The sequence below is a fragment of the Streptomyces otsuchiensis genome, from assembly GCF_004305975.1.
GTDB classification, from domain to species: Bacteria; Actinomycetota; Actinomycetes; order Streptomycetales; family Streptomycetaceae; genus Streptomyces; species Streptomyces otsuchiensis.
On sequence record NZ_BHZI01000195.1, the window covers coordinates 1 to 11,395 of the forward strand.

General features: G+C 72.4%; 10 protein-coding genes. 3 read left to right on the forward strand and 7 right to left on the reverse strand.

Translation table 11 applies throughout. The features are described 5' to 3' along the window. Nucleotides 1-635: 635 nt before the first annotated feature. The gene (locus tag E0D90_RS18090; RefSeq protein ID WP_103502075.1) at nt 636-884 is read right to left on the reverse strand and encodes a DUF6480 family protein; all 249 of its coding nucleotides are present in this window, start codon (nt 882-884) and stop codon (nt 636-638) included. A gap of 468 nt (nt 885-1,352) precedes the next feature. On the opposite strand from E0D90_RS18090, the gene E0D90_RS18095 reads away from it, so the two are divergent. Together E0D90_RS18095 and E0D90_RS18100 are read left to right on the forward strand one after the other, a co-directional pair. Continuing rightward, on the forward strand, nt 1,353-1,589 hold the full coding sequence (locus tag E0D90_RS18095) for a DUF397 domain-containing protein (RefSeq protein ID WP_130799259.1): 237 nt from the start codon (nt 1,353-1,355) through the stop codon (nt 1,587-1,589). An 89-nt stretch (nt 1,590-1,678) separates the two neighbouring features. Continuing rightward, complete coding sequence (locus tag E0D90_RS18100; protein ID WP_103502077.1) at nt 1,679-2,605, forward strand: helix-turn-helix domain-containing protein; 927 nt, start codon at nt 1,679-1,681, stop codon at nt 2,603-2,605. A 148-nt stretch (nt 2,606-2,753) separates the two neighbouring features. Here E0D90_RS18100 and E0D90_RS18105 read toward each other — a convergent pair whose 3' ends face one another. Both E0D90_RS18105 and E0D90_RS18110 read right to left on the reverse strand, forming a co-directional pair. Next, nucleotides 2,754-3,542 (reverse strand): SAM-dependent methyltransferase, encoded by a 789-nt coding sequence (locus E0D90_RS18105; protein WP_265415962.1) that lies wholly within the window; start codon nt 3,540-3,542, stop codon nt 2,754-2,756. A gap of 260 nt (nt 3,543-3,802) precedes the next feature. After that, the gene (locus tag E0D90_RS18110; protein ID WP_130799260.1) at nt 3,803-4,204 is read right to left on the reverse strand and encodes a hypothetical protein; all 402 of its coding nucleotides are present in this window, start codon (nt 4,202-4,204) and stop codon (nt 3,803-3,805) included. Nucleotides 4,205-4,995: 791 nt separating this feature from the next. Between E0D90_RS18110 and E0D90_RS18115 the strand changes: the two genes are divergently transcribed. Next, nucleotides 4,996-5,646: a GNAT family N-acetyltransferase gene (locus tag E0D90_RS18115; RefSeq protein WP_130799261.1), complete on the forward strand. Its 651-nt coding sequence runs from the start codon at nt 4,996-4,998 to the stop codon at nt 5,644-5,646. A 100-nt stretch (nt 5,647-5,746) separates the two neighbouring features. Here E0D90_RS18115 and yicI read toward each other — a convergent pair whose 3' ends face one another. From yicI to E0D90_RS18135, 4 genes are all read right to left on the reverse strand, one after another. Then, the gene (yicI, locus tag E0D90_RS18120) at nt 5,747-8,044 is read right to left on the reverse strand and encodes an alpha-xylosidase (protein ID WP_130799262.1); all 2,298 of its coding nucleotides are present in this window, start codon (nt 8,042-8,044) and stop codon (nt 5,747-5,749) included. Continuing rightward, the gene (locus E0D90_RS18125) at nt 8,041-9,531 is read right to left on the reverse strand and encodes a GH1 family beta-glucosidase (RefSeq protein ID WP_130799263.1); all 1,491 of its coding nucleotides are present in this window, start codon (nt 9,529-9,531) and stop codon (nt 8,041-8,043) included. Before E0D90_RS18125 ends, yicI begins: the two co-directional genes overlap by 4 nt. 88 nt (nt 9,532-9,619) lie before the next feature. Continuing rightward, a complete protein-coding gene (locus tag E0D90_RS18130) occupies nt 9,620-10,372 on the reverse strand; it encodes a carbohydrate ABC transporter permease (protein WP_103502087.1) in 753 nt (250 codons plus the stop codon). 81 nt (nt 10,373-10,453) lie between these two features. Continuing rightward, nucleotides 10,454-11,347 carry a carbohydrate ABC transporter permease gene (locus E0D90_RS18135; protein ID WP_227870302.1) on the reverse strand — a complete coding sequence of 298 codons (894 nt, stop codon included), beginning with the start codon at nt 11,345-11,347 and terminating at the stop codon, nt 10,454-10,456. Between the last annotated feature and the right edge of the window lie 48 nt (nt 11,348-11,395).

Sequence of the window (11,395 nt, forward strand, 5' to 3'; positions counted from 1 at the left end):
GTCGTGGGGGTGGCGGCGGGCGCGGTCGGCGGGCCCGCGAAAAGGATGCGCGGTGTTCATCGGGCGGCTCCCGGAGCAGACGGGCGGCGCCGGCCGGGGCGGTTGCCCACCGCGCCGTCCGGCATCGGACCGCGGGACCGCCGCGTCGCGCCGGGTCCGGCCGCGCGGTGGCTCCTCCTCCACCATGACAAGGTTCGGGCCACCCGTCCTGCGCAGGCGGCGCCGCCCGCTGATTAGAACCCCGGCCAGGGGGCACCCGGGTGGTCCGTACGAAGCCGCTCGCCGGCTTTCCCCGCCCGAGAGGCAGGTATCCGATGACCGTACCGACACCCCCGCCGGACGGGCCGGTTCCGCAGCCCGAGCCCACGCCGGAGCCGGACCCCGGTCCGCCCCGCCCGGGGCCGGCTCCCGGGCCCGGTCCGGAGCCCGACCCCGGCCCGCCGCGTCCAGCCCCGACTCCGGGGCCCGGCCCGGAGCCCGACCCCGGGCCGCCGCACCCCGGACCCACGCCGGCGCCGCCCGGACCCGAACCGGACCCCGGTCCGGGGCCGCACCCGGTGCCCTGACCGAACGCGCCGGCATCGCGCGCACGGCACGGTGGCCGCGACCGACGGGTCGCGGCCACGCCGGCGGACTCAGCCGGGCCCGCCGGTGGCAATGATCCAGACGGCGTAGCAGACGAAGAAGCCCACCACGAGGGCGACCACCACCAGCAGGGCGCTCAACGGCCCGCCGGCCCAGCCGCGATGGGGGTTGCCGGCCTCGGACGGGCCGGAGGAGGACATGCTGCCCTCGGCCGGCGGGGTGTCGCCGGGGAGGGTGGCTCCGCCGGTGTCGAGGGCGGCGGTGTCACGGGGGTCGGGGTCCTGGTTCTCACCGTTCATCGCTCCCGGGTAACCGTTCCGGCGTGGATGACACGTGGCGCGCGTGGAGTTCCGCGCGCGTCCCGTGCCGCCGTCCGGGTGATGAGGTGCGCCCATCGGTCTCCCGCCGGGCGTGTGCGCGCCCCCTGCCGCGCGCTCGGCCGGGCCGGAACGCGTCGTTCGCGGAGCCCGTAGGGCGGTCGCGGGGCGTGACGGTGCCGCTTCGGACAGATTCGCCCCGTTGTCGTGCACCTGTCGGCGACGCTCGCGCGGTGCGCTCCGGCGCGCGCCGGGGCCGATGGAAAAGAACCGGCACGCGCGACGCATCATGTGGGCCGACACTGGCAAGTATCTTCTGCGAGTCGCCTCCCATGCAATCGCACGGGAGGGGAGCCGGTCCCTTCCGGAGGGCTCCCCGCATTCCCGCCCAGGGGTGCAGGAAACCCACCGGAACGGATATCCGCAGGTCACAGTGTTAGGGAGCTTTGTATGCAGTCGGTCGTCAACGGAATTCCGTCCACGCAGATCGAGGGCGCTCGCTGGATCAAGAGCAGCGCGAGCAACCCCGAGGGCAACTGCGTTGAAATCGCACAGCTCGCCGACGGCGACTTCGCGGTACGCAATTCCCGGCACCCGGAAGGGCCTGCGCTCATCTACACCCGGGCGGAGGTCGCCGCCTTCGTCGAGGGCGCCCGCCGCGGCGACTTCGGCTTTGTGAGTGGCTGAAACTCTCCGGCGCTCCAACAGGGGCGCCCCCACCGGGCCGCATCCGGAGATACTGACGACCGCGAAGTCCGCAGTCGAAGGAGCTCCAGGTGGACCGTTCGGACCGTCAGGACCGCAAGGTAGTACCGCTCGACCTCGTACGAGCTGAACAGGACGCCGGTGGACCGGTCGCCGCGGGAAAGGTGCTCGGCACCTACCTGCGGCGGCTCCGCACCGACCACGGCTACCTGCTGAAGGAGGTGGCGCCGGTCATCAAGGCGTCGGCCGCCAAGGTGTCGCGGCTGGAGCGCGGAGAGAGCCCGGCCAAGAGAAAGGACGTGCTCGACCTCCTGGAGTTCTACGGGATCACCGACGCCGAGGAACGCGACGCGATCGCCGGGCTGTTGAAGCAGTCGGGCGACCGTGCCTGGTATCACCAGTTCAGCGACGTGATGCCGGGGTGGCTGGAACGGCTGATCGGCATGGAGGCCGCGGCCGTCGAGATCCGCAACTACGAGATGCAGTACGTGCCGGGTCTCCTCCAGACCTCCGACTACGCCCGGTCGGTCGTCTCGCTCGCCTTCCCCGACCCCTCGACGTTCCACATCGAGAGGCGTGTCGAACTCCGCCTGGAGCGGCAGCGGCTGCTCCAGACGGCCGACGCGCCGCGGATGGTCGCGCTGATCGACGAGGGCGTGCTCATGCGCCCGATCGGTGGAGCCACCGTGATGCGGGGCCAGTTGCGACACCTACAGAACCTCGCGGACACCGCCCGGGGCATCAACATCCGCGTCATCCCGTTCACCGCCGCGGCCGGCAGCACCGCTCCGAACGCGGGTGTCACCTACCTCAAGTTCCCGCCCGGCGGGCCCGAGGAGATGGTGTACCTGGAGCAGTTGCACGGTGCCCGGTACCTCAGCTCGCCGCGGGAGGTCGAGGCGTACCGCCAGACCTTCCTGCACATGGCCGACGCTGCTCTCAACCGGGACGCCACGCTGAAGCGGCTGCAGGAGGCGATCGACACCACCCGCGACTGAGCCGGCCGCCGGCCCGCCCGGCGGCGGGTGCCGCACCCGGGAGGGGTGCCGCACGCACGGAGGGCGCCGCTCCCGGTACCGGGAGCGGCGCCCTCCGTGCGTCAGCGCGTGGTGGTCCGGTGTGGGCGGCCCAACCGGCCGCCCACGGTCACGGCTTGCGGGCGAGTGAGCCGTACTCGACCCACTCCTGGGTGGCCTGCCGGGGCGAGAGGTCGCTGTCCGGGCGCCACAGCGAGACGTCGACGGGCGGGTCCACCAGCTCCAGGCCGTCGAAGTAGCTGTCGACCTCCGCGAAGGAGCGCACCCGGCCCCAGGTGCCGCCGGTCGTCTCGCGCATGAACTCGGTGACCGACTCGCGGGTCTTCTCGTCGTCGCTGGCCAGCTGGCAGATCACCAGGTAGCTGCCGGAGGGCAGCCGCTCGGCGACCCGGCGCACCAGACCCCAGGGGTCGTCACTGTCGGGGATGCAGTGCAGCACGCTGACGAAGAGCGCGGCGACCGGCTCGTCGAGGTCGATCAGCCGCTGGGTGTCGGGGTGGGCGAAGATGCCCTCGGTGTCGCGGAAGTCCGCCTGGATCACCGCGGTGCGGTCGTTCTCGTCCAGCGCCGCGCGGCCGTGCGCCAGCACCACCGGGTCGATGTCGACGTAGACGACGCTGCAGTCCTCGTCGACCCGCTGCGCGACCTGGTGCACGTTGTCCTGGGTCGGCAGGCCTGAGCCGTGGTCCAGGAACTGCCGGATGCCGTTCGTCGCCAGCCAGTGCACGACCCGCTTGAGGTACAGACGGTTGATGACCGCGAGTTCCCGGGTGCTGGGCGCGAGCCTGAGCAGTTCGTCGCACGCTTCCCGGTCCGAGTGGAAGTTGTCCTTCCCACCGAGCAGCCAATCGTACATGCGCGCGACACTTGGTTTGCTGACGTCGACAGTAATGTGAATCTCCCTGTGATATCCGGCCGGCCGCGCGATCCGAGGGCGCGGAGCGTCCGTCCCCGAAGGCGCCATCCGCCAGGCGGGTGACTCATGTTAGAGGCGCATTCGATCACCCGGCCAGCGGTACCAAGGAAGGTTGTCAGCCGGAACGGCGGGATTCAGCCAGGGGTGGAATCACGGGTGGCGGCCGGCGTGCGCCGGCGCGCGAATGGGTAGTGCGCCCCTTCGCGCTACGGCTGGAATATGCCGTTGGTATGCGCCGGACTTCACAGCGCGCGTTCCGCCGCACGTAGATCCGCCAGGAGCCGGGTGCGCGGAATGCCGATCAGGTCGGCCGCCTCGTCCACCGAGAGGTTGAGGGCGTGCACCAACGACAGCGCGTCGGCGTGGTGCGCCGGGAGGCGTGCGCGGGTCGTGAGCTGCGCGCCGTGGCGACCCGATCGGGCCGCGGAGGCGGTGCGGGCCTTGAGGAACCCCCATGCCATGGCGGCCGGACTCTCGCTGCTCAGCACTCCGCCCCACTCGCGGGCGAGTTGGGCGAAGGTGGCCTCCACCACCGCCCGGCCCGCGCCGGCCGAGCCCAGTCGCAGGGTCGCGTAGTCGAGGTAGGCGCCGCGCCGGTAGCCGCAGAACGCGGAGAAGGACAGAGCGGTCAGTGTCCGGGGCACATGCATCACCTCTTTCCGGTGCGGGCCCGGACGCCCGTCCCCACGTGCGGGACGAAACCACCGTCGGCCGGTGTGTCCGGGCGGCTCGGCGGCCAGGACAACGTCCGAAATCCTCCAGCGGTGGCGACGGCGTGGAGAGCGCCGGCCGGCCGGCCGGTGTCCGTCGACGGACCGGTGTCCGTCCGCCGGCCGGCGGTGGGGGGAAGGGCCCGGGAGGGTCGGCCCATGCGTCGGATCATGGTGCTCCGCTTCCTTTGCTGTGGGGGACGGGGCCGGACCGGGCTGCGGCCGACGGCCCCGAGGCGCTCCGGGGGCGAAACCGTAACGCCGGGTGCGGGTGGCCTTCCAGACCCACCGATCCTGTGCAAACGGAGGGGGCTTGACGTGAGTTGGGCGCGCCGCGCCGGTCCGCCCGGCGACGCTCCGGACCCGGCCGATCACAGTTGATAAGCAACTGATCGAATCAGGACACCGGAACGGTGCCGTCCGGTCGGTGACTCCGGCGCTTCTCGGGCGTCGCCGGCCCCTTCCGTCACCCTGGTCCCCCCGCTGCGAGGGGCTCATCAGTCAAATAGCTCATTCGGGTGAACCGGACCCGCCGGTTCTCAGCGGCTCTGCAATCGCAGCGCGCCCGGCCCGTGCGGTTGCGCGGCGCACGCGTGGAGGACCCCGCCGGCCGGCCCTCGACGTGGCCCGCTCCCGGCGGCCGCCGTCGGGAAACCGGGTGGCGGCGCGGCCCGGCCGCCGCCTACGCTGCGCCGCGCACACGTCCAACAGCGCTGAGGAAACCCATGTCGACAACGGAACCGTCCACGGCAGTCGAGGCCACGCAGGCCGACGTACCGGCGGCGGTGGAGACCCTCGCCCGGGCCTTCGCCGACTACCCGCTCACCCGGCACGTCGTCGCGGCGGACCGGCATCAGGAGAGGGTCCGCGGACTCCAGCGGATCTTCCTGGAGGACGTCGGCATGCGGTACGGGCGGGTCTGGGTCGCCGGAGGCGGGGACGCCGTCGCCGTCTGGACCACCCCCGAGGCGGACCCCTCGCCCGGATTCGCCGCCGCGGCGCCGCTGCTGAGCGAGCTGGTGGGAGACCGCGCCGCCGCGTTCGCGGCGGCCGAGGAGGCGATGGAACCCCACCGGCCGACGCGCCCCACCTGGTTCCTCGCCACGGTCGGCGTCCGCCCGGCCGTCCACGGGCGCGGCCTGGGCACCTCGGTGCTGCTGCCGGGACTGCGCGCCGCTCGCGAGGCCGGGCTGCCGGCGTTCCTGGAGACCTCCGCGGAGCGGAACGTGCGCTTCTACCGGCGACTTGGCTTCGAGGTCACCGCCGAGGTGGAGCTGCCCGGCGGGGGACCGAAGACCTGGTGCATGCTCCGCACACCGGAGACACCGGAGACACCGGAGACATCCGGGGCCGGGCGGGTCGCCGGGGGCTCCTGACCGGTCGCGGTCCGGCGGTGCCGCGGCGCGCGGAACGACACGACGGCGGTGGCACTCCGCCAAGGGGGAGCGCCACCGCCGTCGTCGTGCCGGGGCGGGGTCAGCCGGCCGGACGCACCGTCACGGCGGCCTCGCCGCCGGCGACCCGGACCGGCTCCGCGTATCCGCCCGGACCGGCGAGCGCGACGGACCAGCCGCCGACCACCGCGGCGTCGGTCTCCGTGGTCACCGTCACGGCGGTGCCCTCGCGGCGAGTGCGGAACACGGCGGCGATCGAGCCGTCCGCGGCCGGGATCTCCGTGACGGTCTCCGCGCCGTCCTCCGGGGCGTGCACCCGGAGCGTCACCCCGTGTGCCCAGTCGTAGCCGGCGTGCTCCTCGCCGGCCCCGAAAGGGACCACCGAGCCGGGCCGGGCCAGCAACGGCAGGGTGTCGAATCCGTGCCGCTCGGAGCGCCACCCCGGTCCGGTGAGCTGCTCACCGGTCAGCAGATGGGTCCAGGTCCCCTCGGGAAGGTAGTACTCGACCCGGCCCTCGGCGTCGAACACCGGAGCGACGAGCAGGTCGTCGCCGAGCATGAACTGCCGGTCCAGACCGTGGCATCCGGGGTCCTCGGGGAACTCCAGCACCATGGCACGCATCACCGGGGTGCCGCGGCCCGACGCCTGGAGCGCCGCCCGGTACAGGTAGGGCATCAGCCTCAGCTTGAGCCGGGTGAAGTCACGCATCACGGCGACGGCCTCGTCGTCGTAGTCCCACGGCACCCGGTAGGAGCTGCTGCCGTGGAGCCTGCTGTGCGAGGAGAGCAGTCCGAACTGGGTCCAGCGCTTGAACACCTCCGGGGCGGGAGTGCCCTCGAAACCGCCGATGTCGTGGCTCCAGAAGCCGAATCCCGACAGCCCCAGCGAGAGCCCGCCGCGCAGTGACTCCGCCATCGCGTCGAAGGTGGACTCGCAGTCTCCGCCCCAGTGGACCGGGAACTGCTGCCCGCCGGCGGTCGCCGAGCGGGCGAACAGCACGCCCTGGCCCTCGCCGTTGACCTCGTTCATGACGGCGAAGACGGTCTCGTTGTAGAGCTGGGTGTAGTAGTTGTGCATGCGCTCCGGGTCGGAGCCGTCGTGCCAGACCACGTCGGTCGGCACCCGCTCGCCGAAGTCGGTCTTGAAGCAGTCGACGCCCTGCCCGGCGAGGACGCGCAGCTTGTCCGCGTACCAGCGGCGGGCGTCCGGGTTGGTGAAGTCGACCAGGCCCATGCCGGCCTGCCACATGTCCCACTGCCACACGTCTCCGGCCGTGTCGCGCAGCAGGTAGCCCTGGTCGCGCGCCTCGGCGAACAGCGGTGACTTCTGCGCGATGTAGGGGTTGATCCACACCGAGATCCGCAGCCCGCGTTCCTTCAGGCGCCGCAGCATGCCGTCCGGGTCGGGGAAGACCGCGGGGTCCCAGGTGAAGTCGCACCACTGGTACTCGCGCATCCAGAAGCAGTCGAAGTGGAAGACCTCCAGCGGGATGTCGCGCTCGGCCATGCCGGAGACGAAGCGGTTGACGGTCGCCTCGTCGTAGTCGGTGGTGAAGGAGGTGGACAGCCACAGACCGAACGACCAGGCGGGCGGCAGGGCGGGCCGCCCCGTCAGGGCGGTGTAGCGGTCCAGGATCTCCTTGGGGGTGGGGCCGTGGATCACGTAGTACTCGACCGACTGGTCCTCGACGCTGAACTGGACGCGGCCCACCGCCTCCGAGCCGACCTCGTAGGAGACCTTCCCGGGGTGGTTGACGAAGACGCCGTAGCCCCGGTTGGTGAGGTGGAACGGCACGTTCTTGTACGCCTGTTCGCTGGCCGTGCCGCCGTCGGCCTGCCAGATGTCCACGGTCTGGCCGTTCTTGGTGAACGGGGTGAACCGTTCCCCGAGTCCGTAGACCAGTTCGCCCACGCCGAGGGAGAGTTGTGCGACGGAGTGGTGGTGGCCGTCGCCGGTCACCGCGAACCCGGTGCCGCGCGGGCCGGCCGAGACCAGTTCGCGGCCGTCGGCGCGGAAGGAGAGCCGCCACGGCGCGCCGGTGTCCACCCGGAGCGAGAGCGACCCGGCGTCCAGCTCGGCGACGCCCTCCTCCAGGGTGGCGGCGCCCCGGTGGGCGGAGTCGGTGTGCAGCGCGAACTCCGGTCCGCGCGGGGCCCGTCCCGCGTGATGGGTGGAGCGCACCCCGATGACGCCCTCCGCCGGGGACCAGCACTCCACCGTGATCAGCGGTGCGTTGAGGGTGTGGCCGCGCCGCTCCACCCGGCGTACCGCCGCGTGGAGGGTGAGCCGGCCGTCGGCGGCCCGGGCGTCGGCGATCTCGGTGGCGTAGGAGGTTTTCACACCCTCGCGGGTCAGCCAGTAGCCGTCGGTGAACTTCACGCTCGGAACTCCTCGTCGGTGATGCCGGTGGCGGCCGGGCCGGTGCCGGCGCGGTGGTCGGCGATCAGGCTCCGGTACCAGTGGTAGCTGTCCTTGGGGGTGCGTTCCAGCGTGTCGTAGTCGACGCGCACGACGCCGAACCGCCGCTCGTAGCCGAAGGCCCACTCGAAGTTGTCCAGCAGGGACCAGACGTAGTAGCCGCGGACGTCCACCCCGGCGTCGACCGCCGCGGCCAGCGCGGTCAGATGGCCGCGCAGGTACTCCACCCGGTCGGTGTCGTGGACCGTGCCGTCCTCGGCGACGGTGTCCGCCTCGGCGGAGCCGTTCTCGGTGATCACCACCGGCGGCAGCCGCGGATAGCGCTCCCGGAGCCCGGTCAGCAGTTCGGTGAGGGTCTCCGGCGCCACCGGCCAGCCCATGGTGGTGCGCCGGACGTCGGTGCGCCAGCCCTCCTCGGCGCCGATGTCCACGGCGGTGCGGCGGGCCGGGTCGCTCTCGCGGTGCGCGGCGGCGGAGACAGTGATCGGCCGGTAGAAGTTGACGCCGACGAAGTCCAGTGGCGCGCCGATCAGTTCGAGGTCGCCGTCGAGACGGGGGACCCCGTCCAGCAGCGGCCCCCAGGTCTCCCGCTCGTGCTCGGGGTAGCGGCCGGCCAGCAGGGGCTCCAGCCAGACGTCGTTGTGCAGGACCCGCGCGCGGCGGACCGCGGCCGCGTCCTCGGGGGAGCCGGTGGCGGGGACCAGGTGGTCGGGGTTGAGGGCGATCCCGACCTCGCGGGCGCCGGCCTCGCGGAGCACCCGGGTGGCCAGGCCGTGGGCGACCAGCAGGTGGTGGGCGGCGGACAGCGCGCCGGTGCCCTCCCGGGCCCCCGGGGCGTGCCGGCCGACGGCGTAGCCGACGAACGCGGTGCAGAACGGTTCGTTGAGCGTCATCCACCGGTGCACCCGGTCGCCGAGCCGGTCGGCGACCAGCGCCGTGTACTCGGCGAACCGCTCGGCGGTCGAGCGCACGCGCCACCCGCCGGCGTCCTCCAGCTCCTGCGGCAGGTCCCAGTGGTACAGCGTGGCGGCGGGGGCGACCCCGGCGGCCAGCAGCTCGTCGACGAGCCGGTCGTAGAAGTCCAGCCCGGCCGCGTTCACCGGACCGCTGCCGCCCGGTCGCACGCGCGGCCAGGCGATCGAGAAGCGGTAGCTGTCGGCGCCGAGGTCGCGCAGCAGCGCCACGTCCTCGCGGTAGCGGTGGTAGTGGTCGCAGGCCACGTCGCCGGTCGCCCCGTCCGCGACCTTGCCGGGGGTGCGGCAGTAGGTGTCCCAGATGGAGGGGCCGCGGCCGTCGGCGTCGTGGGCGCCCTCGATCTGGTAACTGGCGGTGGCGGCACCGAAGAAGAAGCCGGGCGGGAAGCGGGGCAGGCCGTCGGGCGCGTGATCCGCGGAGTTCTCCGGGATCGGGGACTGCGGGCTCGCGGTGTCCCGTTCGGGGGTCGTCATCCGGTCGGACGCTCCTTCGTGGTGGGGATGGTGGGGTGGGTGGGCCGGGTTGCCCGCCGGCGGGGAGCCGGCCGTGCGGCGCGGCCGGTCACTTGACGGAGCCGCCGGTGATGCCCGCCGCGATGTACTTCTGCGCGGCCACCAGCAGTACCGCCGCCGGGATCGCGGAGAGGACGGCGGTGGCCATCACCGCGCCCCAGTCGCTGACATGGGCTCCGATGAACTGGTAGATGCCGAGTGTCACCGGTCTGATGTCGTCGGTCGTGTTGAGGGTCAGGGCGAAGACGAAGTCGGCCCAGGCGAAGAGGAAGGCGAACAGCCCCGCAGTGATCAGCGCGTTGCGGCTCATCGGCAGGACGATCCGGACGAAGGCGGTGAGTCGGTTGGCTCCGTCGACCATGGCCGCCTCCACGACCTCGGTGGGGATGGAGACCATGAACGCGCGCAGCAGCACGATCGCGAACGGCAGCCCCAGAGAGGCGTCCGCCAGGATCAGCCCCAGGTAGGAGTTGACGAGGTTCAGCTCCGCGTACGCGCTGTAGAGGGCGTTGGCCACCACGATCGCCGGCACCATCTGGGTGATGAGCGTGCCGAAGACGATGGCGCGGCCGCCGCGCAGCCCGAACTGGGCCAGCCCGTAGGCCGCGGGTGCCGCCAGGGTGAGGCAGACGGCCACCGCGCCCAGCGAGACCACGATGCTGGTGAGCAGCGATCCGCCCTGGGTCTCCAGCGCCCGGGCGAAGTTGCCGAAGTCCGGCGAGGTGGGGACGAGACGCGCGGCGGCGACGGCGGAGTCCGGCTGGAGGGCGGTGGAGACCATCCAGTAGACGGGGAAGAGCATCAGCGCGAGGATCGCCAGCGCGAGGGCGCTGGTGCCCAGGGAGCGGGCCCGGGACCGGGTGCCTGTGGTCTGCACGGCTGATCACTTCCCCTTGCCGAGGTCGGCGCGGTTGACCCGCAGGTACAGCACCGCGAAGACGGCGCTGATCAGGATGAGGACGTTGCCGACGACGGCGCCCTGGCCGAAGTCGAGCTGCAGGAAGGACAGTTGGTAGGTGAGAGTGCCCAGCGTCTGGGTGGAGTCGGCCGGGCCGCCGCCGGTCAGCGCCAGGATCAGGTCGAGGACCTTCACCGTCGACATGAACCCCAGGACCAGCACCACCGTGATCACCGGGCGCAGCATCGGCAGGGTGACGCTGCGGAACGTCCGCCACGGCCCGGCGCCGTCCAGCGCCGCCGCCTCGTACAGCTCCCGCGGGATCTCCTGAAGCCCGCCGTAGAGGATCACCATGTTGAACGGGATGCCGATCCAGATGTTGACCAGCACCGCCGAGAGCAGCGCCACGCTCGGGCTGGAGAGCCAGGGGACGCCGTCGGATATCCCGAGGGTGGACAGGAAGCTGTTGAGGACGCCGTGGTCCTCGTCCATGATGCGCCGCCAGACGACCGCCGAGACGACCATCGGCACCAGCCACGGCAGCAGCAGGATCGAGCGGATGGGGCCGGAGAGCCGGAACCGGCGGGAGAAGAAGACCGCGAGCGCCAGGCCGATGGTGAACTGGCCGAGCAGCGAGCCGGCGGTGAACAGCAGGGTCTGCCACAGCGCGTCCGTGAAGAGGCCGTCGCCGAGCACCGCCCGCCAGTTGTCCAGCCCGGTGAAGGGAGCCTCACCGGTGAAGTAGGTGGTGGGTGTGTACTCCTGGAAGCTCATCACCACGTTGTTGACGAGCGGATAGCCGAAGAAGGCGAGCATGTACACCAGCGCCGGCGCGACGAACAGCCACTGGTAGAGGCGGCGCCGGCGGCGTCCGCGCAGCGCGGAGCGGTGCGCGCTCTCCCGCGCCGCGGGGTGGGCGGGCGGCCC